We start from the raw sequence: 20188 nt of genomic DNA on the forward strand, positions 1-20188 counted from the left end.
TTGCTGCACAGGCGTTCAGCTCAAATCACGTGCGCAAGCTCGCCGGGTGTCAGAACGCGACGACGTCACCAGGCAGGGGCGCAACCATGCCTGCAGTGCGGCAAAGATCGATCACTTGCCGCATGGCGGGAACTCGAGGGCGTGCCGCCGCCGGTCGATGACCAGAAGCCGCGGCTCTTGTCGAAGGGCCATGGCCCCTATGCTGCGTTGTCGCACTGCCAATCGTCTGCCCGCTAGCGGCACCATTTTTCGACGGCAATTGCAATTGCCTTGGTGCAATCGACGAGATCGCGCACCGAAACGCGTTCGTTCGGCTGATGCGCCTGCGCGGGGTCGCCGGGACCGAAATTGACGGTCGGCGTGTTGCCGAGTCCGGTCGGCAGGCCGATGTCGCTGTGCGCGCCAAAGCCACTCAGGACCGGCGAGAGATTGGCTTCTTTGACGGCCTCCTGGAAGACGCCGACAAAGGGATTGTCCGACGGGATTTCGGCGCAGTCGGCGTCGAGGATCCACTCGACGCGGGCGGGGTGCTTTCGCAGATATGGGTCTGCCTGACAGACATTGGCGATGTGCTCTTCGATTTCGCGTTTGACGTTGCCGCCCAGTTTGAACTCGTCATGCTCGCTTGGCAGATACTGGGCGTCGATGATGATCTCGCCGCGCCCTGCCATGGAGGAGGGATGTTCGCCGGCGCTCATCTGGGTGACGATGATCTGGTTGGGCAGGTCCATCAACGGATGGTTCTTTCTGGGATCGAACATCCAGCGCCGGTTGAGGATATCGATGCCGTCGAGGATTTGCCGGCAGAGCTGGACGGCATCGACCGGGCCGCTCGAATACCAGGCATTGGGCGTCAGTTCCGCATGCCCGCCTATGCCGTCAATGATGATCTTTCCCCACAGAATGCCGTGACAGAGCGGTGCGATCCTGTTCGCCGTCGGTTCGGTCATGATGCCGGCGTCGGCGTGAAAGCCGCGATCGACCATGGCCAGCGACCCCATGCCGCCGATTTCCTCATCGACCACGGTGGTGAAGACGACGTCTCCGGACAGGGGAATGTCGAGTCCCCTCAGGATCTCGACGGCCATCAGCATGCAGGCGACGCCGCCTTTCATGTCGACCGTACCACGGCCGTGTAGAAATCCGTCCTTGAGGACGGGCTGGAACGGCTCGGTCGTCCAGTGACCGGCGGCGCCGGGCGGGACGACATCGATATGGCCGGTCAGCATGATGGAGCGACCGCCGCCCGTGCCCTTCAAGACGCCGCCGAGATTGGGCCGGCCTTCGAACGTCCTGCCTTTGTTGGCGCCGGCCCGCCCCTTGTATTTTTCGTAGAGTGCTGGGCCATCCGGGTCCCATAGATCGGTCGAGAAGCCTAGCGCCTCGATCCGCTTTTGCAGATAGAGCTGGCAATCACGCTCGCCGGGGCCGGCCTCCTTTGGATCGGATTTCACGATCGAGGGGAAGGCGACGAGATCGCTCAGCGTGTGGACGATACGGTCAGCGCTTGCCTCGACGCGCGCGGCAATGATCTCTTCCATGGACGGCATCATGATCTCCAACGTTGGGAAAGTCGGTCGGCGAGAAGGACAAAAACCAGAAGGGCGCCGACAATCCCCACCTGCCAAACCGTGTTGATGTTCAATTGCAGAAGGCCGGTCTTCAGTGTGACCAGCAGCAGGACGGCCGCGAACACGCCGCCGACGCCGCCGCGCCCTCCGGTGATGGCGATGCCGCCGAGCATGGCGGCAGTCAGCGATTCAAGTTCGAGGTTCTGGCCGATATTGGGCCTGCCGCTGCCGAGCCAGGCGATCGAGACGAGTCCCGCGGCGCCGGCGAGCGAGCCACTCAAGGCGTAGAGGACCAAGCGAACGCGATCGACCGGAATACCGACCAGCCTGGCCGAGCGTTCGTTGAAGCCCATGGCGTAGATCCAGCGCCCCCACGCTGTCGAGAGCAGCACCAAACCGGCTAGCGCAAAGCAGGGGATGGCAAGGGTGAGAAAGGGCAGGGGAATGCCCATGACGACGCCGCGCCCCCACACAAGCAGCCAGGAGGGCACGCCGGCTTGGGCCGCGCCGCCGGTAATGGCAAGTGCAGCGCCGGAATAGACGAAGAAGGTGCCGAGCGTCGCGATGAAGGGGAGAAGCGCGAGCCCGTTCACCAGCCATCCGTTCAAGGCACCGAGCATCGCGCCGGCCAGGATGCAGACGGCGGGCAGCAGGACCGGCGGCAATCCCAGCTTGAGGCAAAGCATCGCGACGATGGCGGACAGCGAGACCGCACCGCCGACCGAGAGGTCGATGCCGGCGCCACCGGCCATGATGACCAACCCTTGTCCAAGGCCGACCAGGGCAAGGATCGTCGAGAACTGAAGAATGGTGGTGACGGTGCCGGGATTGAAGACAGAAGGCTTGAGCGCCAGCAGGCCGACAATCACGATCAGCCAAAGCATACAGAGCAGAGCCAGGGTAAGGGCCGGGCCCTGCAGGTTGCGGAGCGTTTTCATGCGCGGGCTCGTTGAAATCTGCCGAGCGGCAATCGGTTGCAAACAGCTTCGAAGCCAAGCACGCCGATGATGAGAACGCCGGTGACGACAGGCTGCCAAAGGGAAGGGACACCGATCAGCAGCAGGCCGTTCTGCAGGATCCTCAGAAGCAGCACGCCGAGCACGGTGCCGATCAGGCTGCATCTGCCGCCCAATATGCTGGTCCCGCCAAGAATGACCGCGGCAATGGCATCGAGCGCCAGCGTGCTGCCGATCGTCATCTCCACATTGCGGTAGGTGGCGACATAGAACGTGGTGGCAATGCCAGTCAGCACACCGCTGATGACGAAGGTCGTGAAGCGGATCTTGATCACTGGGATGCCAGAAAGCCGCGCTTTTTCCTCCGAATTGCCGATCGCCAGCAGATGAAGCCCATAAGGGGTTCGCCGCAGCGCCAGCCAGACGGCCAGATAGGCAGCGGCAATCACCAGGGCAGGGACGGGGACGCCGAGCACGCTGGTTGCAAGAAGATCTGTAAGGCTCGAGGGCAGGCCCGAAAGCCATTGCCCTCCGAGAAGTACGAAGACGGCGGTGCGGTAGACACCGAGCAGGCCGAGTGTACCGACAATTGGCGGAACGCGGCCGAGGACAACGACGGCGGCGGTCACGCATCCCAGCAGCGCACCGACCAAAGGGCCTGCAATGAGCGCCAGCAGCGGATTGCCGCCGGCGCCGAGCACGCGCCCGATGGCGATGGCCGCCAGACCCATGACGATGCCGATCGACACATCGATGCCGCCCATGGCGAGCAGCAGGGTCATGCCAAGGCCGATCAGCAGCAGTTCGACGCTGTTGCGCAAGACCGTGGCTGCATTGCCTGATGTCGCGTAGTGCGGCGATGCGACAGAAAAGATGACGATCGCCAGCAAACAGGCGACAAGCAGAGACCACTCCCGCCCGTTCATGGAGAAGACACCGTTTCCAAACTGCCGCACCACGTTCATTTCGGAGCTCAGAAGTTGAACTTGTCGACATTGTCCTTGGTGAAGACAGCCGGTGGCCCGAGAAGCAAAATGCCCTTGGCGGCATCATAGGTGACGGGCTTTTCCAGGCCGGCGACCTTGTTTTCCGCTTCGAAGCTCTTGCCGTCGATCAGCTGTTTGCCGGCCCAGACCGTGAGATAGCCGAGTTGCTCGGGATCCCAGAGCACGGTGAAGCCGAAGGCTCCGCTCTTCAGGTAGGACCGTGCCGTGTTCGGGCTGCAATAGCCGGCACCGATGACCGAGCCGATCTTGCCTGCGGTTTCGATGGCCTGGGCTACGCCCGGGCATGTCGAGGAGGCGACGGCGATGATGGCCTTGATGTCCGGGTTGGCCGCCATCAGATCGCCTGATATTTGCGCGGCGCGTTCGGCGGTGCCGCCGGCGAATTGCGGCGCGAGCAGCTTCAGCTTCGGATATTTGGCGGTGGCTTGCTTCTGCATGAAGCCGATCCAGGCGTTGAGATTGGACGCCGTTGCCTCGCCGGAGACGATGCCGATGGTTGCGTCCTCGCCGACGCGCTTGACGAGTTCGTCGACAATGGTTGTGCCGAGGCCTTCGTCGGTCGCCTGCGCCACATAGACGGCGCGGCCGCTGTCGGGCGCGTCGCTGTCACTGGTGAACAGCTTGATGCCTTTCGTCTTGGCGCTCTCGACCACGGGTGCGATGCTGGAGGCATCGAGGACGCTGACCGAGATCGCCTCGACGCCCTGATCGATCAGGTTCTGGACGATTTGCAACTGGTCGACCGGATTGGTGTCGACGGGACCGGAATAGATGAAATCGACGCCCAGGTCCTTGGCGGCGCGATTACCGCCGGCTTCCATGGCGTTGAAGTAAGGGATGCCGATCAATTGCGGAACGAAGGCGACCTTGTGTTTGTCCGCGGCATGCGCCGCGGTTGCAATGGCGAGTGACAGTGCGGAAGCGGCGAGCACTTTCTTGAGCTGTGAAAGCATTGTGTTTGAACCTCTCTGGAAATGACGTGCGTTTCAGTTTGTTTTTTCATGCGCCCGCACGTCGGGATGAGCGCCTGTTATGAGCGAAACGACTTCCTCGTGATCGGTATCGGCGGCCAGCCGTTCGGCCACCTTGCGGCCGCGCCGGAACACCACGATGCGGTCGGCGACCTCGAAGACCTCGGAAATGTTGTGGCTGATGAGCACAACGGCACAGCCGCGCGCGGCAAGCCGCCGTGTCAGCGCCAGGACCTTGCGCGTTTCGGCAACGGCAAGGGCCGCAGTCGGCTCATCCATGATAACCAGCCTGGCATTCAGATTGAGCGCCCGGCAGATTGCGACGGCCTGGCGTTGGCCGCCTGACAGACTGCCAACAGGCGCTTCTGGATCGGAAATATGAGCATCGAGCTCCTTCAGCAGGCCGTCGACGCGCTGGCGCATTTCTTTGCGCTTCAGGAACGGAATGCCCAAAATGGAGCGTTTCAATTCACGGCCGAGAAAGACGTTTTCTGCGATCGACAGGTTCTCCGAAAGCGCCAGTTCCTGAAAGATCGTCGCGATCCCCGATGCCGCGGCATCCTTGGGCGAGTGAAAGGCGACCGGATTGCCCTCGATCACAAGCTCCCCACCACTGGGCGGATGAGCGCCTGCCAGGATCTTGATGAAGGTCGATTTGCCGGCGCCATTATCGCCGAGAAGCGCCAGCACCTCGCCGGAGCGGATCTCCAGATCGACATTTGCCAGCGCGGTGAGAGCGCCGAAGCGCTTGGCGATGTTTCTGGCGACAAGAAAGGTCTCTGTCATGACGGGTTCCCCGACGATTGCGGATCGGCTAGGCGTTGCTGACCCAGCGCAGCACGTTGGTCCAAAGCCGCGCGTAGCCAGGCCATTCGACAAAACTGTTCGGCAGCCAGTGAGGACCGATGTCCGACGTCCAGACCAGCGTACGCCCTTCGCCATGGCGCCCGGTGACCAGCAGGGGATGACCGCCCTGGTCCTGCGGCAGCCGCGCCAGGACCTCGACATCGTCGCGATCACGGGCGATGACCTCGTTGGCACCGAGCAGCAGCGGCCATTCGCCCTCGATGCCGGCAAAAAGCGGGTGGTCTCTGGAACCAGTGATCTCAGGACGAAAGCCCTCCGGAATTTCGAGCCGGTCATCATTGGGAAGGCAGGTCACCGGCAGCGCCTCCTCGACCGCCGTGCGATGCCAGCGCGCCTTGCCGTCAATGCCCTGGAAGCTGAAATAGCCGCCGATCATGATCAGGCCGCCGCCGGCCAGCGTCCAGTCGCGCAGCAGCTTGAGCCGATTGGGAACCGTTTTGCCGTGGAGCCAGACATCGGGGTGGAGCAGGAGCGAATTCGCGCCAATGTCGGACAGGATGATCGCCCTGTATTGCGACAGCCCTTCCATGGTGAAAGGCAGCTTCTCGACGGCCTCGTGGGCGGGCATGTAGTCGAGATCGAATTCGCTGCCCTTCAAGGCGTCCACCAGGGGTGTTGCGCCCAGGTGAAAGGTGACGCTGCCGAACTGGTCGAACCCCTTGTAGTGGGTCGCCGAACTCACCCAGCTTTCGCCGACAAGAAGGACTTTTGTTTTCGCCATGATCATACTCTCCTGATTTCGTCGGTTGATGCGGTTTTCCGCGCCAGGTCGAAACGTCGATAAGCCATTTGTTTCAACTGGCCATCACGGCATTGTTCGCCAGGGCCGCAGCCTTCAGCGTGGCAAAGTCTGCGATGTAACCCTGCGCGCCTTCGACCGTTGTCGTCAGGCTCGCCCCGATTGCCGCATAGCGCGCGGCGTCGCCCAGCGACGCGCCATGCAGCCAAAGGGCAAGGAAGATGCCGGCAAAGCTGTCGCCGGCGCCCGTCGCGTCGACGCGATTGACCGGCAGCGCCGGCACCTCGATCTGCGGACCGCCATTCGCCGGAAAAACGACGGCGCCGAACTCGCCGAGGGTGAGCACGACCGTTCCCCGTTGTTTGATGCGTGACAGCATCAGCCGCACCTCTTCGATCGTCGTCGCCATGCGGCTGCGAAAGCCGAAGATCTCCCGTATCATCACATCGTTGATGAAGGTCAGATCGATCTGTTTGACCATCTGCGAGAAGGTTTCCGGCGTGCGGGCGCTTTTGGGAAGACCGGCCGAATGCAGGCTCACCTTCCAGCCCGCCTGATGAAAGCGCGCGATGGACGCGGTCATCGTCTCGTAGTGAAAGCCTTCGATATGAAGGCAGGCCGAACGTTGCTCGGGCTGGATATCCAGATTGGCTGTCAGGTCGACCTCGCCAAGCTCGAACGGTTCGCTGATGATCGTCCGGCTGCCGTTGCGCTCGATGATCACGATCGCCTGGGAGAGGCGGTTGTTGGGCGTGTTGCGGATCGGCAAGGCGTGGACACCCAATTTCGAAAGCGCGCCGAGCGCCCAATCGCTCTCTGGATCCTGGCCGACCGCTGTCGCCAGCTCAACGTCCAGCGCGTAGGGAGCTCCGATGCCGGCGGCGGCAACCGCGAGATTGGCCGCGGGGCCACCCAACGCCTTGTCGATGTGGCTGGCGGTGATCCGGTCGTCGCGATGCGGCAGCACGTCGACGCGGCACAGGAAGTCGACACTCACCCTACCGGCGACCAGAAGTCTTGGCAGATGGTCGAGATTCTTTGGCCTGCGTGGTGCGCGGCCCGGCAGTGAGCGCGCAAAGGAGCTCGGCCGATACATCAGCGCGGCAACCGCCTTCTCGATGCGGTCGCGCGTGCCTTCCCTCAGGCTGGCCGTTCCATTGATGAAGTTCGACACCGTGCCGATGGAGACACCGGCGGTTCGTGCGACATCCGCTATGGTCGGGCGCTTGCGTTGCAATGGCGGAGTTCCAATTGAAGCGTTTCAAAACGGTAGCAGCGAAAATGCGATGCCTCAACGGAATTATCTTCTAAAAATCAAAGAGAGGATTCTTCTAGATTGGAAGATTAATCCAGAAATAGAACGGATACTGGGCTCCTCTTTCCAAGATTGAACAATTTTCAAATTTTTTGGCAAAAGATTGTGCAAGCGAATTTCCTGCACTTCATTCGATGGCCCGGCTTGATCGGCCGGGCGTGGCATGCCCCCGGCCCGTCAGATCAGCAACAGGCCCTTCATGCTGGCATATCCCTTCCGCCCGATGATGATGTGGTCGTGCACCGCGATGCCAAGCCGCTTGCCCGCCTCGATGATCTCCTTCGTCATTTCGATATCGGCTCGTGAGGGTGTGGGGTCGCCTGACGGGTGATTGTGGACCATACCTTGCAGCATCCTAAGCCGTTGATTTTTATAATGGAATCCGAAATAAAACGAGGGCTGGTGCTGGAGACTGGGAGCGGTTGATCATGCCCGAACGTGACCATCACGCCTGATCACCCCTGTGCTCGCCGAGTCCCTTGGATGCACGGCACTGCACCTTATTCTTTTCATCCCATGCATCAAGCTCGTCGAGCGGGTAGAGCACGGCCTTCCCAATTTTGACGAAGGACGGGCCAAGACGCATCGCGCGCCAGTTTCGAAGCGTCCCAACCGAAATGCCGCCCCGGTAGCGTTCAGCTACCTCGTCGGGCGTAAGGAATATGCTGTCTGCCACTACCGCCTCCTTCGGCAGCACGGCCAAGGCCGTGTCGCCGTGTCTTGAGTTGATCATCGCGGCAGTCTGTCGAGGCTCGCTTCGGGTCTTTGTTTCGCGCGCCCGGTGCCTCCCGCTTCCGCACGTACATACATGCTGCGCAATTCAACCCGGCGGAAGACGCCAGAAGCGGGTGTCGTAGAAACGGATACCAAAGAGGCCACATAGGCGGGGTTGACTGCGCTGCCTTTCTCGAGAGTGCCAGGTGTCGGATAACCAATCGTCTAATGTCGAGCGACGTCCGTCGGGACCGAGATACTGACTGCGTCGTTCACGGTCATGCCGTTCTGAACAGACTGCTCACCGTGTAGTCAGGCTCCCGTCAGCCGGCGGGTTCAACTGTTAGAACGACGTATCGGTATCCGCGCTTTCGCGAAGCCGCGATCTGAGGCAATGAAACGCTGCACCATGGGCGCGATCAGCTTTGCTGGATCGGTCGCCGGTTGTCTGGTCTCGCGGACCGAGAGCGCCGCCTAGGCGACCAGATCCCGGTGAAGCAGCGCCGGTATCTCGAGAGTCAGCCGGGAGACCGGATGCGAACATCCCCTTGCGCTCTTCATCCGGCGCGATGTTGACCCTGTTCGATCTGATGCGCGGCTCGCATGCGTCGGAATTTCACATCGATCGTCGCGGTGCGGCCGGACGGCTGTATCAAAGCATCGGGGACAAGAGGGCTTTGTACACTATCCCGCCAGATGCTCGACATCACGATCGTCGTGAAAGGAAAGCGCGAATTGTTGAGGCATCGGACTACAGCACGGCGCGGCGGTCAGTAAACGCCGCCCCTCCAAAAAATCTCGCTTAGCAAGGAGTGGCGGTTCGATTCCGATCAAACCGCCTTTCAAGCGTTTAAGCTGGGTCCCGCGCCGGTTAGATTGCCCGGACTTGTCTAAGTTGGTTCTCAATGACGGCTTTGTCGATGACCGACCAAACCTCTTGGATACGGCCCCCTCGGAATTCGTAGAAGACGTTCTCCGCGAAGGCCACCTTTTGACCATTCACAGGCAGCCCAAGAAATTCCCCTTTCGGCGTCACATCGAACCACAGCCTCGCTGCGACGTGTGAAAGTTGGACAACGAGGATATCAATGTCAAAAAAGAGATCCGGTATTTGCTCGAAATTGTCTTCGAGCATTCGTCGGTATCCATTCAGGCCAAGCGTAGCGCTGTTGTGACGAACATCATCTTGGACGAAGCGCCCAAGACTATCCCAGTCTTGCATGTTGAGGCAGGCGATGTAGTCACGGTAAATATTTGAAAGCTCTGTGGTCATGGCGGTCCTCGCATGGGCGTCGCGCGACGTTTTAAATGGCGCGCCCTTCGGGTATTGAAAATACTCTGCCGCAAGGAGCGAGCAGCGAGCCCGGTGGTGAGGTCACCAGTCTCAGCGACGATGCTCCTGGACGCCCGCGATGAAGGCACGCAGTTCCGAGAGCATTAGTTCCGGCTCCTCCATCGCTGCGAAGTGACCACCCTTAGGCATGTCAGTCCAGCGCACGATATTGTACGTCTTCTCGGCGTAGGATCGCGGCGGAGGTATGAACACAGGGTCGGGGAATGCGGCTACGCCTGTGGGCACTTCCACCCGCGTGCCCGCCGGCACCTTGTCCGCGCCGTCCTCGCGTTGGCCTTGGTAGATCCACGTTGCGGTCACGACCGCAGCGGGTGCCACGTAGAGCATAATATTGGTCAGCAATTCTTCTTCTGAGAAGCGCGCCCATAGATCGGGGCTACCATCATCTCGCTTGGGTAGGTCGGACCAGACGCCGAATTTTTCGAGAATCCACGCAGCAGCACCTACTGGGCTGTCAGCCAACGCGACGCCTAGAGTTTGGGGGCGTGTCCCTTGCTCATGGCTGTAGCCTCTCTCGCGATCGGCATTCTCAGCGAAGCGAGCCTGCCAGTCCTTCTCCGCAGATGTCGTCGGACTTACGTCGGCGGCCGCGATTGGGACCATGTTGAGGTGGATGCCGAGCAACGCTTGCGGACGGGCGTAAGCCATTCGAGTCGCAATGCCTGCGCCCCAATCCCCTCCCTGCACAAAGTAGCGGGTCTCTCCGATTAGCTCAGCCATGAGTTGGAGCATTATTTCTGCGATCCGGATCGGACCCAGCACGCCAGTAATTGGGGTGGAGAAGGCGAAGCCCGGCAGCGACGGCACGATTACGTCATGTCCATCTTCCACAAGCGCATCGACCATCTGCTCAAACTCGATGAAGGAGCCGGGCCAACCGTGTAAGAGAAGGAGTGGTGGTTTGGTGCCATCCCCAAGTATATGAATGAAATGAAGGGGTTGACCGTCTATCTCGGTGGTGAAGTTAGGGAGCCGGTTCAACCGACGCTCCACGTTGCGCCAGTCAAAATGGTCGAGCCAGAACCTAACAAGCCGCCGGAGATCCGCCTTGCCTACGCCGGATTTCCAGCCGCCGGCGTCGGGCAGTTGATCCCAATCATAAGCTTCAACCTTGCGCCTGATCTCGGTAAGCCGATCGTCAGGAATATGGATTGTAAAAGGTGTCGCCATTTCAGTCTCCTTTCTGCTTAGACTGTTCCAATTCCATTCATGAATACATCTACCAAACGAGCGATATGCGGTTGCGGTAAGCTCTCATGCTCAGTTGCAAGCGAAACTGCGGTCGCGACGCACACTATATCGTCGAAGCTGATATCAGATCGAACCAGACCGGAATTCTGCGCGTTCTGTAAAAGTCGCGCGCCTTCTTCGCTTGTCGCGAGACATCCAGCCGTCCCAAGTTGTAGAACTGTCCCGAGCACTGTCGCAAAGCCACGATATACATTCGAGTATCGGACGAGCTCTTCAAGATACGCACGCAGGCTGCTTACGGGATCAAGATCAGCATCTCTGGCACGGCTTTGCTGAGCAAAAGCCAAGAATCTGGCGCTATATGCTGCGGCTAAGAGTTCTTCGCGCGTCGGAAAGCGTCGATACAGCGTTCCGATCCCCACCCCAGCACGCCTTGCGACATCGTCTAACGAAACGCCGGCACCCTTCTCGAGAAATACTTCCTCTGCTGCGGCGAGGATTCGCTCCCGGTTTCGCTGCGCATCGGCTCGCAATGGACTCTCGTCAGCCAAAAAAATTTCCTCGTCACGGCTTGTTAAGTGGAGGATATCTCCATATACGAAATGGAGCAATCCTCCACTTAGTAAAAAAGCGAGCGCGTGACATGGCAAAGCGGTTTGATGACAAGGTTGTGGTGATCACGGGCGGAACGGACGGCATCGGGCTGACAACGGCTAGGTCGTTCGCAGCGCAGGGTGCCCGTGTATATATCACGGGACGTCGACAAGAGCGGTTGGACGAGGCGGTCAAGGAAATCGGTAGCGGTGCGGTTGGTGTTCAAGGCGATGTCAGCGATCTTGCCGACCTCGATAGGCTGTATGCACAAATTGCGCGCGACCATGGTCGCGTGGACGTGGTCTTCGCTAATGCTGGCGTGTCTGAATCCGCCCCAATAGGCAGCATTGAGGAAGACCATTTCGACCGCGTATTTTCGATTAATGTGAAAGGCACCGTTTTCACAGTGCAGAAGGCTTTGCCATTAATGTCTGCTGGTGGTGCCGTTGTGCTGACTGGTTCGGGCGCTGGTAGCAAGGGCTTTGCCAATCTATCCATATACAGCGCTACAAAGGCGGCGATCCGCTCACTGGCACGGACGTGGACGACGGATCTGAAAAGCCGGGGTATCCGTGTGAATGTTGTTTCACCGGGCATGGTCCTGACCCCGGCGATGCAGACCTATCTGCAGAACAATGCTGGCGCTGAGGAATGGATGCAGCAGGCTATTCCGTTCGGCAGGCTCGCCCGGACCGAAGAAATTGCCAACGCGGTGCTGTTTCTCGCATCTGAAGAAGGCAGCTTCGTCGGTGGCGAAGAGCTGCTGGTCGATGGTGGATTCGTAGCAGTCTGAAAGCGCCGAACGAGTTCCATTCTCGCGGCTCCTGAAGAACCAGTGACAAAATCGGCCATCCGGCGATCCACGAGATGCCTCTGCTGTATAGAGGTTATGCTTACAGGCCTCGATCCGCTTTTGCGCAGATTAACGAGCGCCGCCGTGAATGCCGGGTTCTCGGGGAGGAGTTGACGGTGCCGGATATCACCTATGACTTGCGCTATCTGCGTTATGCAGTTCTTGTTTCCGAGACCGGCAGTTTTCGGCGCACCGCAGAAATGTTGTCGGTGTCACAGTCTACTGTTAGTCGGCGCATTCAGCTGTTGGAAAGGCGTATCGGTGTGGCGCTGTTTGAGCGGCATAGGTCCGGTGCTCGCGTAACCCTTGCTGGGGAACGTTTTCTCAAGGAAGCCGTGATAGGCGCGAGACATCTTCACCAAGCTGTAGATTCGGTAGTTCAGGCCAAGCGCGGCTCTACAGGGGTTCTTCGCGTCGGGCTAACAGCCTACTTAGCCAACGGCTTTCTGGCCGAGTTGCTTGCAGCTTATCATCACCGCTATCCGGCTATCGATGTGTTTTTCGAAGAGGCAGCCTCGCAAATAAGCGCCCGCGCGTTGCTCAGCAGCAGGCTCGACGCGGCCTTCGTGCCGGGAGATCCACGACTGCCCGGGTGCCGAGCGGAAAGGCTGTGGGGCGAGAAGATCTATGTCGCGGTTCCCGAGCCCCATGTAGTTGCTCTTTCCGATGCAGCCTCGTGGGACGATGTAAAGCGCGAAACATTCCTCGTCACGGCAGACGCAGCAGGACCCGAGATCGAAGATTATTTAATGCGGCATCTGTCTGATCGCGGAATTCGTCCGAGGGTGTCAGTTCAACGCGTCGGCTGCGACAACCTCCTGAACATGGTCGCGCAGGGCTTTGGCATAACTGTGACCACGAATTCGACAGCTCTCATCGGTTACCCGGGTGTTCGCTTTGTTCCCATCATCAGTGACGAAGATACGATTTCCTACAGCGTCGTCTGGTCTGAGACCAACCACAATCCAGCCCTCAAATTACTGATCGAGATGAGTCTCGACCACGCGCGTAGAAGCGGCACGCGTTGAGTAGTCCGCAAAGCCGGACTGCAGAAATGCCTGAAGTCGGGTTTCCGGCTTTACGCAAAGACGGCTTCATTGACCAAGGTGGAGGTGATCTGCTCGATCCAGTATGTAATATGGTGGTCAGCTTGGCCCCAGCAGAAAACATCATCGCCGCCTGGCGAGAAAGCGCCTAAAACGCGGCGTTTCGCTCCTGACACTTTTTGGCACTGCGATCCGTTACCAGATAGTGCCAAAGCCCGGTGCAAGGTCCAAACCAATGCCCCTGTTGCCGCCAAACGCGTTCGCGAGGAATCCTATACATGTCGAGAACGGGCCGCCTGCTCGAACTGATCGGCATCCTGCGCGCACGCAGGATGCCGGTTTCTGCCCTCGATCTGGCACGTGAACTCGGGATCTCGCAGCGAAGCATCTATCGAGATATCGAAACCTTACGATCGCTGGGAGCACCTATAGAAGGGCAGGCGGGCGTCGGTTATGAGTTGCGAGCGGGCTTCTTCCTACCCGAGTTCGCCTTTTCGCCGGACGAGCTTGACGCGCTGATCCTCGGTCTGGGCTGGGTCCAGCAGCGGGCCGATCAGGCCTTGGCACAATCCAGTGAAAGTGCGTTGGCCAAGATATTATCGGCCAAGAATAGCGGCTCGAAGAACAGCGATACGCCGACTCTCGTCGCGCCGGCTTCCGTGTCGGAGCGCGTGGATCCGCCGCAGACCGCTTTACTGCGAGACGCTATCCGCCGGCAACGCAAGGTCGCGATCAGTTACGAAGACGCCCAGGGCGCGCTATCGGACCGCACCATTTGGCCGATCGCCATCGTATATTTCGACGATGTCCGCATCGTCGCAGCCTGGTGCGAAGACCGATCGGCCTTCCGTCACTTCCGTGTCGACCGGGTGCGCGTACGGGCGATCTTGGAGGACCGCTATCCAGGCCGACGTCAATCGATCATCACGCGATGGCGGCAGCAGGACCGCGATTGGCGCGCGATCCTGACAGTTTCTGACACATCGACGGGCTAGTGATGTGCAGTCGCTCTCGTAGCGGGCGTTCCGAGAGGAGTATGAGATGGTTTCGTTTTCACCCGACGTGTTCAATGCCTTCCTGGCCGAACATGATGATACAGCGGTCGTGATGTTGAACCTAATCAAGCTCAAGCCCGACGAGGGACGAGCAAGGTATCTTGAATACCTAGAGATGGCGAAGCCGATACTTGCCCGTTTCGGCGCGAAAATCCTGTTCGGCGGCGATGGCCTGCCGGTGCTCACGACGGGGCAAGAACAAGGTTGGGATGCTGTCGTGCTCGTTCAATACCCGCGCCGGTCCGCGTTCAAGGATATGGTTGGTGACCCGGCATATCAGGAGGCGTTCAAGGTCGGAGTTGCAGCCATCGCCGATATCGTGCTGCAACCTCTGAAGCATTCTGACCAACTGATGTGAAGCGACGTTTCGGAGTGTTGCGCTGATCGAGTGTGCACGGTGGCCCTTCGAACATGGCCTTCGGACTGCATCCCGACGCACACCAATTCATCGCCAGGCAGTGGCGGTAGCACGATCGTTGCTGACACTTTCTGGCAGGGCGAAGAATTATAAACTGACGGACGTGATCTCTCCTAGCTCCATGAGGAAAGATAGATGGTCTTCTTCCGTTCGAACGCGATGGCAGCGCGTCGGCGCGGCAGCGCAATCCTGCCTTACGCGGTTATCTTAACAAGTTTGCTGGCTTTACCGGTCCCGGCTTCTGCGCAAGCAGCGTCGGCGCCGGCTCCGGCGAAAAAAGAAGGGTTAGTTATGACCAATCAAGAAGCCTGGACGCTGTACCAGAAATATATCAGCGCATGGAATACGACCTCGATCGAGGAACGCTTGAAAATCGCCAACGAGGTTTTGAGCGAGACCATTGAATACCAAACTGCCAGACATGACCTGTCCACCGGTCGATCGCTGGTCATCGAAGACATGGCCACGTTCCATGAGAGATTCCCGGGTGGGCATTTTGAAATCGGCGATGTATCCGCGCACCACAATGTCGCTCTATTGACCTGGGTTATCATCCAGGCCGATGGCAAGGAGTTTGCTCGCGGAGGCGACCAAATCACAGTCGATCGCAACGGACAGATCTCCAAAATCATTACCTTTGCGCCGTCTGAAAAAAATCCAAAATAATGTCTATGAAACTGGATTTGGCAGTCGCTCTGTTGACGGTTGAACAGAAGCAGGACTTGCCTGCCGGCTGCTGCTGCGGGCAGGGGAACCCTGCCCCTCGGGAGCAATCGCCGTAACTGGCGATATTCTTGACCCTTCGACGCCTCTCGGAGGCTGTTCGAAGTGTTTCAGCAGCGAAGATGCGTTTTTGTTCAGCGCCGTCTGGCCTAAGACCAATCAGAATCCAGCGCTCAAATTCTTGATCGACATGAGTCTTGAGCGGCGCTTGAAGACGAAGGCAAAGATCCCAGCGACCGCTCTGAAGTTGTAAAATCTAAGGACTCGATGGTCGTCACGAGGATTGCCGTCGCGCCTTCGCAAAGCCGCGATCGGTAGCGATGAAGCGCTGAACCATCGGCGCGATCAGCTTCGCCGGATCAGTAACCGACTGCCCAGTTTCGCGAGCCAGGACCTCGGCGTAGGCGACGAGATCTCGGTGCAGCAGCGCCGGCAATTCGATAGTCAGTTTGATCGGCTTGTCGTCAACGATCGCACCGAGCTTGAGCTTGGTCATGTCACCCTCCGTATGGCTCAAGTATGAGGTCGCGGGTGACGATCACGCGCACCGGGAAGCCGGGCCGGATCGTGAGCGTCGGGGCGATATTGAGCTGGCGCCGGACGATCTGTTGGCCGGCGTCGTTGATCGTGTCCTGGCCGCCGTTGCGAATTGCCTGGATCAACCGGTCATCGTCGTTGGTGGCGAGTTCGGCGCCGACACTGAGCAGGGTCGAGAGTCCGGCCGCCTTAGCAAGATCCCACCAGTGATAATCGACACCATCCTGCAGACCGGCATAACCCTCCGCGTCGGCGCCCGGCTGGCGCTCAAGAACGATCGACCGTCCGTTCGGGAAAATCAGGCGATTCCACACCAGCAGGACGCGGCTTTGCCCGAACTGGACGTTGTTGTCGTACTGCCCGATGACACGCGTGCCCTGCGGGACGAGCAAGATCCGCCCGGTGGGGCTGTCGTAGATGTTCTCGGTCACCTGCGCAGTGATCTGCCCGGGGAGATCAGAGCGGATGCCGGTGATCAGCGCGGCGGAGATTACGGCGCCCGCCTGCAGCACGTTCGGCGAGGCCGGTGCGGCGACGCGATCGGCGGCGACTGTTCGGCGATCTGCGGCAGCATTCAAAAAGGCGTTCTGCCGATCCTGCGCCGTGGGCGTCGCCGGCGGCGGGGCTAGCCCGAGACTGGCAAGATCGGGCGTCGGTTGCGCCGTCGTCGTCGTCGCCTGAGACGGTGATGCGGACGCCGTTCGGGTTTCGGTGGCGGCGAACAGCCGCGCCGTGCGTGCCGATTCAAGCTCCTGAATGCGCCGCTGCTCTTCTGGACTGAGACCAGGATTGGGTGTGGCGACACCCGGCGTCGGTACGGGTTGGCCGCGATTCTGGGCGGCGAGGATGGGGCGGCCCAGGTCCCCCGGAAGAGGGGGGCCCAACTGAGGCACGCCGCTATAGTCGCGTGGCAAACCGGCGATGCCATCGGCTGTCGAGCGGTTGTCAGTCGAGTAGAGCTCCTCGTTCGGCCGACCGCCATCGCGGGTCTGCAGCGCATAGATGAGCGCACCTCCGATCCCGACGCTCGCTACCAGGCCAAGACCGGCCAGCACCTTTCGCGACAGTCGGGTGACCTGCGGCGGTTCGGCGCGCAGCCGCATCGGCGCGGGACCGCCGGGCTCGATCGTCAACGGTCGAGCCTCCTCGTCCGGCCCTTCCTCTTTCCGGGGATCCGTCTCGCTCACGACGCCGGCCTCCCATCGGTACGCACGATGCGGACGCGCTTCTGGTGGTCGCCGGAGCCGTACCGCAACTCGGCGGCGGCGAAGAGCCGATCGACGATCATGTGGTGGCCGCGAACCCGGTAGTTCACGAGTTCCGAGGTAGTGCCCTCGGAACCGACCACGAACAGCGGCGGCATCTCTCCCTGGCCGATGCCGCGTGGAAATTCGATAAAGACCTGCCGGCCGTCGTCGAAGGCGCGCAGTGGCCGCCACGCCGCGCGGTCGCCATCGATCGAGTAGCGGAAGTTGACGTTGGCAAGATCGACGCCGGATGCGACCGGCTGCGCAGCTTCAGCCTGTTGGTTCTGGCGGCGCAGCGCGATGAGCTGGTCCTGCGGATACTGCCACGAGACAGAGGCCATATAGGTCCGCTCGGTCGAGCGCAGCTCCATGTGATAGGTGCGCAGGTTGGTGTTGATGAGGAGGTTGGTCATTAGGTCCGGCCGGGTCGGCTTCACCAGGATATGGACCTGAAGCGTCGGCCCAGCGCCGCTCTGCGTGTCGCCGATGATCCAGCGGACTGTGTCACCAGCGGCGACAGGGCCCGATCCGACCAATTGCTCGCCCGGCTGCAACGCGATGTCCGTGATCTGCCCGACGGCGGTGTAGACTTGATAGAGCGCGCCCTGCGTGAAGGGGTAGACCTGCATCGAGTTAATGAAGCCGTTGCGCACGGGCTGTATGCGCGCAGCGGCGTTGGCCTGGTTCACGCGCGCCGTGGGGTCGGTCGGCTCCGGCGTTGATCGAGACGGCTCGACTCGCTGCATCTGCCCGGGCAGCGGAAGCGGCCGTGGGATCTCGACGACGGTGACCGGCGCCGGCGGATCGACGGTCTGCACCGCTGGCGCAGCAGCGTCGTAGGAGATTTCGGGCGGCGGCGTGCTGGTGGCGCAGCCGGCAAGCGCGGAAGTCGCCAGCAGCAGAAACGGCAATGCGCCTCGGCGCAAAGCCGGGAGTGCGGAAATGTGTGAAGCCGGCTTTCCGGCTTTACGGAAATACGGCTTCATTGCCCAAGCTCCCGTGACCAGTTGATGGCGTTGACATAGATGCCGAGCGGGTTCGCCCTGAGCCGATCGGCGTTGCGCGGGACCTGCACGACGATCGTCAGGATCGCGGTCCAGCGCTCGGTGGTGGCCAGCTGGCCGTTCTCGTAACGGCGCTCGATCCACGCGACGCGGAAGCTTTCCGGAGACGCGCGGATGACGCTCGAGACTTCGACGGCGATTTGCTGTCGGCCGACCTTGGTGAACGGGTCGTTGGCCCGCGCGTAGTCGTTGAGCGCCGCTGCGCCGCGGTCGGTCGTGAAGTCATAGGCGCGCAGCCAGTTCTGCCGCACGATAATGGCGTCGGCCGGGATTGAGCGGACTTGCTCGATGAAGCGCGCCAGGTGGAAGGCGATCTGGGGGTCGGTCGGACGATAGTCGGCGACGGCAGGCGCGACGGCCTGCGCCTGGCCGAGTCGGTCGACCTGAACCACCCAGGGCACGATCGTGCCGCGCGCCGATTGCCACACCAGCGCGGCTGCGAAGCCGGCGGAAAGGATCAGCGAGCCGAAGGCCATCAGCCGCCAATTCTTCGCCTGGACGCGCGAGGAGCCGATCCGCTCGTCCCAAACCTGTGCGGCGCGCTGATAGGGCGTCTCGGGTTCGGGGGCTTTGCCGTAGTGGGTGGAGGGTCGTTTGAACATCAGCGGTCGCCTTCGGAGAGATTGACGGAAGAGCCGCCGCCATGGGCATCACCGGAGCGCACGGCGTGGGCGGTCGCCTGGACGGCGTGGGTCATGCGTTGGGAGCGGCGCATGCGTTGCGCCCATGCGGGCGGTCCGCCGGCGGTTGCCGGTGCGGCTGAACCGCTGCCGTCGCCGGCTGGGTCGCCACCGACCGATCCCATGGTCGAGGAGCCGCCAGTGGCTTCGAACGCTGCCTTGCCGCCGGCATTGAAGCTCGAACGCATGCTTTCGGCGGCGCGTGAGGCGGCGCGGCGCAGCGGTGAGACAGCCACGTTGCCCCCGGCTTGGGCGACGGCGCCGAGTCCCGACGCAACCCCGCTGGCTCCCGACTGGCCTGCCGTGCCGAGGCTGTAAGCGGTGGATGCGCCACCCGCCATGGCGGCGCCGCCCCGGGCCGCGGCTGCCGCGCCTCCGGCGAGTGCCGCGCCACCGGAGGCAACGGCGCCGACCGCGCCAGCCCCGGCGGCGATCATGCCGCCGGCCGCGAGACCTGTACCCACTGCCGCGCCGGCGCTGAGCTGCGGTCCGCCGGAGACGATGCCGCTCGCAATACCGGGGCCGAAGATGCCAAGGCCGAGAAGCGACAGCGCGGCTAGGACGATCGCCATGGCCTCGTCGATCGAGGGTGTTGCGCCGCCGAAGCCGGCGGTGAATTCGGAGAACAGCGTCGAGCCGATGCCGATGATGACGGCCAGCACCAACACCTTGATGCCGGAGGAGATGACATTCCCGAGCACGCGTTCGGCCATGAAGGCGGACTTGCCGAACAGGCCGAACGGGATCAGCACAAAGCCGGCGAGCGTCGTCAGCTTGAATTCGATCAGCGTGACGAAAAGCTGGATGGCGAGGATGAAGAAGGCGAGCAACACCAGCGCCCAGGCCAAAAACATGCAGGCGATCTGGATGAAGTTCTCGAAGAACGACCAATAGCCCATCAGCCCCGAGATCGATTCCAGGAGCGGACGTCCGGCATCGAGGCCAGTTTGGGCCACCTTGCCTGGCCGCAGCAGATCGGCGGTCGTGAAGCCCGTGCCGCTGGCCTTCAGGCCCAAGCCTGCGAAGCTCTCGAAGACGATGCGCGCGAGGTTGTTCCAGTTGCCGATGATGTAAGCGAACACGCCGACGAACAGCGTCTTCTTCACGAGCCGGGCGAAGATGTCGTCGTCGCCGCCCCAGGACCAGAACAGCGCGGCCAGCGTCACGTCGATCACGATCAGGGTGGTGGCGATGAATGCGACTTCACCGCTGAGCAGCCCGAACCCGGAATCGATGTAGCGGGTGAAGACTTCCAGGAAGTGGTCGATGACGCCGGTGTTGCCCAT

22 protein-coding genes and 2 pseudogenes are annotated in these 20188 nt (G+C 61.0%); 6 read left to right on the forward strand and 18 right to left on the reverse strand.

From position 1 onward, the window contains the following. Positions 1-233: 233 nt before the first annotated feature. The 13 genes and pseudogenes from NKH52_RS09210 to NKH52_RS09270 form a co-directional block, all read right to left on the reverse strand. The gene (locus NKH52_RS09210; RefSeq protein ID WP_352966833.1) at positions 234-1553 is read right to left on the reverse strand and encodes a M20 family metallopeptidase; all 1320 of its coding nucleotides are present in this window, start codon (positions 1551-1553) and stop codon (positions 234-236) included. After that, the gene (locus tag NKH52_RS09215) at positions 1550-2509 is read right to left on the reverse strand and encodes an ABC transporter permease (RefSeq protein WP_352729687.1); all 960 of its coding nucleotides are present in this window, start codon (positions 2507-2509) and stop codon (positions 1550-1552) included. Before NKH52_RS09215 ends, NKH52_RS09210 begins: the two co-directional genes overlap by 4 nt. Then, positions 2506-3492, reverse strand: coding sequence for an ABC transporter permease (locus NKH52_RS09220; protein WP_352966836.1), 987 nt, complete (start codon positions 3490-3492; stop codon positions 2506-2508). Before NKH52_RS09220 ends, NKH52_RS09215 begins: the two co-directional genes overlap by 4 nt. A gap of 8 nt (positions 3493-3500) precedes the next feature. Next, positions 3501-4487: an autoinducer 2 ABC transporter substrate-binding protein gene (locus NKH52_RS09225; protein WP_352729691.1), complete on the reverse strand. Its 987-nt coding sequence runs from the start codon at positions 4485-4487 to the stop codon at positions 3501-3503. Between the two features lie 33 nt (positions 4488-4520). Continuing rightward, positions 4521-5291 carry an ATP-binding cassette domain-containing protein gene (locus NKH52_RS09230; RefSeq protein WP_352729693.1) on the reverse strand — a complete coding sequence of 257 codons (771 nt, stop codon included), beginning with the start codon at positions 5289-5291 and terminating at the stop codon, positions 4521-4523. A 28-nt stretch (positions 5292-5319) separates the two neighbouring features. Then, positions 5320-6093: a glutamine amidotransferase gene (locus tag NKH52_RS09235; RefSeq protein ID WP_023810450.1), complete on the reverse strand. Its 774-nt coding sequence runs from the start codon at positions 6091-6093 to the stop codon at positions 5320-5322. Positions 6094-6166: 73 nt separating this feature from the next. Further along, positions 6167-7348, reverse strand: a complete 1182-nt coding sequence (locus NKH52_RS09240) for a carbohydrate kinase family protein (protein WP_352729695.1) — start codon at positions 7346-7348, stop codon at positions 6167-6169. 255 nt (positions 7349-7603) lie between these two features. After that, a pseudogene (locus NKH52_RS09245) lies at positions 7604-7768 on the reverse strand (JAB domain-containing protein); the annotation flags it as partial. A gap of 103 nt (positions 7769-7871) precedes the next feature. Next, positions 7872-8102 (reverse strand): helix-turn-helix transcriptional regulator, encoded by a 231-nt coding sequence (locus NKH52_RS09250; protein ID WP_352729812.1) that lies wholly within the window; start codon positions 8100-8102, stop codon positions 7872-7874. A 374-nt stretch (positions 8103-8476) separates the two neighbouring features. Beyond that, positions 8477-8701, reverse strand: a pseudogene (locus tag NKH52_RS09255) (DUF2274 domain-containing protein). Between the two features lie 310 nt (positions 8702-9011). Further along, positions 9012-9413, reverse strand: a complete 402-nt coding sequence (locus tag NKH52_RS09260) for an ester cyclase (RefSeq protein ID WP_352729697.1) — start codon at positions 9411-9413, stop codon at positions 9012-9014. A 111-nt stretch (positions 9414-9524) separates the two neighbouring features. Next, a complete protein-coding gene (locus NKH52_RS09265; protein ID WP_352729699.1) occupies positions 9525-10664 on the reverse strand; it encodes an epoxide hydrolase family protein in 1140 nt (379 codons plus the stop codon). 17 nt (positions 10665-10681) lie between these two features. Next, positions 10682-11236 (reverse strand): TetR/AcrR family transcriptional regulator, encoded by a 555-nt coding sequence (locus NKH52_RS09270; protein ID WP_352729701.1) that lies wholly within the window; start codon positions 11234-11236, stop codon positions 10682-10684. 92 nt (positions 11237-11328) lie between these two features. Between NKH52_RS09270 and NKH52_RS09275 the strand changes: the two genes are divergently transcribed. The 6 genes from NKH52_RS09275 (at position 11329) to NKH52_RS09300 (ending at position 15317) form a co-directional block, all read left to right on the forward strand. Then, positions 11329-12072 carry an SDR family NAD(P)-dependent oxidoreductase gene (locus NKH52_RS09275; RefSeq protein WP_352729703.1) on the forward strand — a complete coding sequence of 248 codons (744 nt, stop codon included), beginning with the start codon at positions 11329-11331 and terminating at the stop codon, positions 12070-12072. 176 nt (positions 12073-12248) lie between these two features. Then, complete coding sequence (locus tag NKH52_RS09280; protein WP_352729705.1) at positions 12249-13160, forward strand: LysR family transcriptional regulator; 912 nt, start codon at positions 12249-12251, stop codon at positions 13158-13160. 26 nt (positions 13161-13186) lie between these two features. Then, a complete protein-coding gene (locus tag NKH52_RS09285; protein ID WP_352729707.1) occupies positions 13187-13330 on the forward strand; it encodes a hypothetical protein in 144 nt (47 codons plus the stop codon). 126 nt (positions 13331-13456) lie between these two features. Then, positions 13457-14173, forward strand: coding sequence for a helix-turn-helix transcriptional regulator (locus NKH52_RS09290; protein WP_352729709.1), 717 nt, complete (start codon positions 13457-13459; stop codon positions 14171-14173). Between the two features lie 46 nt (positions 14174-14219). Further along, positions 14220-14591 (forward strand): DUF1330 domain-containing protein, encoded by a 372-nt coding sequence (locus NKH52_RS09295; protein ID WP_352729711.1) that lies wholly within the window; start codon positions 14220-14222, stop codon positions 14589-14591. A gap of 195 nt (positions 14592-14786) precedes the next feature. Beyond that, the gene (locus tag NKH52_RS09300) at positions 14787-15317 is read left to right on the forward strand and encodes a nuclear transport factor 2 family protein (RefSeq protein ID WP_352729713.1); all 531 of its coding nucleotides are present in this window, start codon (positions 14787-14789) and stop codon (positions 15315-15317) included. Positions 15318-15648: 331 nt separating this feature from the next. On the opposite strand, the gene NKH52_RS09305 is transcribed toward NKH52_RS09300, so the two are convergent. From NKH52_RS09305 to trbL, 5 genes are read right to left on the reverse strand one after another with little or no spacing between them, the layout of a single operon-like run. Continuing rightward, a complete protein-coding gene (locus tag NKH52_RS09305) occupies positions 15649-15870 on the reverse strand; it encodes a DUF2274 domain-containing protein (protein ID WP_352729715.1) in 222 nt (73 codons plus the stop codon). Position 15871: 1 nt separating this feature from the next. After that, positions 15872-17098, reverse strand: a complete 1227-nt coding sequence (locus tag NKH52_RS09310) for a TraB/TrbI/VirB10 family type IV secretion system protein (RefSeq protein WP_352729717.1) — start codon at positions 17096-17098, stop codon at positions 15872-15874. Further along, complete coding sequence (gene trbG, locus NKH52_RS09315; RefSeq protein WP_352729719.1) at positions 17095-18144, reverse strand: P-type conjugative transfer protein TrbG; 1050 nt, start codon at positions 18142-18144, stop codon at positions 17095-17097. The genes NKH52_RS09310 and trbG overlap by 4 nt, the downstream gene beginning before the upstream one ends. After that, positions 18141-18824, reverse strand: a complete 684-nt coding sequence (gene trbF, locus NKH52_RS09320; protein ID WP_352729721.1) for a conjugal transfer protein TrbF — start codon at positions 18822-18824, stop codon at positions 18141-18143. Before trbF ends, trbG begins: the two co-directional genes overlap by 4 nt. After that, positions 18824-20188 (reverse strand): P-type conjugative transfer protein TrbL, encoded by a 1365-nt coding sequence (trbL, locus tag NKH52_RS09325; RefSeq protein WP_352729723.1) that lies wholly within the window; start codon positions 20186-20188, stop codon positions 18824-18826. Before trbL ends, trbF begins: the two co-directional genes overlap by 1 nt.

It is taken from the genome of Mesorhizobium sp. M1066, assembly GCF_040318635.1.
Classification (GTDB): domain Bacteria; phylum Pseudomonadota; class Alphaproteobacteria; order Rhizobiales; family Rhizobiaceae; genus Mesorhizobium.

What these genes read in the sequence shown, in the direction of transcription:
- NKH52_RS09275 (WP_352729703.1), top strand. Translation starts at nt 11,329, where the DNA reads ATGGCAAAGCGGTTTGATGACAAGGTTGTGGTGATCACGGGCGGAACG.
- NKH52_RS09290 (WP_352729709.1), top strand. Translation starts at nt 13,457, where the DNA reads ATGTCGAGAACGGGCCGCCTGCTCGAACTGATCGGCATCCTGCGCGCA.
- NKH52_RS09305 (WP_352729715.1), bottom strand. Translation starts at nt 15,870, where the DNA reads ATGACCAAGCTCAAGCTCGGTGCGATCGTTGACGACAAGCCGATCAAA.
- trbG (WP_352729719.1), bottom strand. Translation starts at nt 18,144, where the DNA reads ATGAAGCCGTATTTCCGTAAAGCCGGAAAGCCGGCTTCACACATTTCC.
- NKH52_RS09260 (WP_352729697.1), bottom strand. Translation starts at nt 9,413, where the DNA reads ATGACCACAGAGCTTTCAAATATTTACCGTGACTACATCGCCTGCCTC.
- trbL (WP_352729723.1), bottom strand. Translation starts at nt 20,188, where the DNA reads ATGGGCAACACCGGCGTCATCGACCACTTCCTGGAAGTCTTCACCCGC.
- NKH52_RS09285 (WP_352729707.1), top strand. Translation starts at nt 13,187, where the DNA reads ATGCCTGAAGTCGGGTTTCCGGCTTTACGCAAAGACGGCTTCATTGAC.
- NKH52_RS09295 (WP_352729711.1), top strand. Translation starts at nt 14,220, where the DNA reads ATGGTTTCGTTTTCACCCGACGTGTTCAATGCCTTCCTGGCCGAACAT.
- NKH52_RS09220 (WP_352966836.1), bottom strand. Translation starts at nt 3,492, where the DNA reads ATGAACGTGGTGCGGCAGTTTGGAAACGGTGTCTTCTCCATGAACGGG.
- NKH52_RS09230 (WP_352729693.1), bottom strand. Translation starts at nt 5,291, where the DNA reads ATGACAGAGACCTTTCTTGTCGCCAGAAACATCGCCAAGCGCTTCGGC.
- NKH52_RS09235 (WP_023810450.1), bottom strand. Translation starts at nt 6,093, where the DNA reads ATGGCGAAAACAAAAGTCCTTCTTGTCGGCGAAAGCTGGGTGAGTTCG.
- NKH52_RS09300 (WP_352729713.1), top strand. Translation starts at nt 14,787, where the DNA reads ATGGTCTTCTTCCGTTCGAACGCGATGGCAGCGCGTCGGCGCGGCAGC.
- NKH52_RS09265 (WP_352729699.1), bottom strand. Translation starts at nt 10,664, where the DNA reads ATGGCGACACCTTTTACAATCCATATTCCTGACGATCGGCTTACCGAG.
- NKH52_RS09225 (WP_352729691.1), bottom strand. Translation starts at nt 4,487, where the DNA reads ATGCTTTCACAGCTCAAGAAAGTGCTCGCCGCTTCCGCACTGTCACTC.
- NKH52_RS09210 (WP_352966833.1), bottom strand. Translation starts at nt 1,553, where the DNA reads ATGATGCCGTCCATGGAAGAGATCATTGCCGCGCGCGTCGAGGCAAGC.
- NKH52_RS09215 (WP_352729687.1), bottom strand. Translation starts at nt 2,509, where the DNA reads ATGAAAACGCTCCGCAACCTGCAGGGCCCGGCCCTTACCCTGGCTCTG.
- trbF (WP_352729721.1), bottom strand. Translation starts at nt 18,824, where the DNA reads ATGTTCAAACGACCCTCCACCCACTACGGCAAAGCCCCCGAACCCGAG.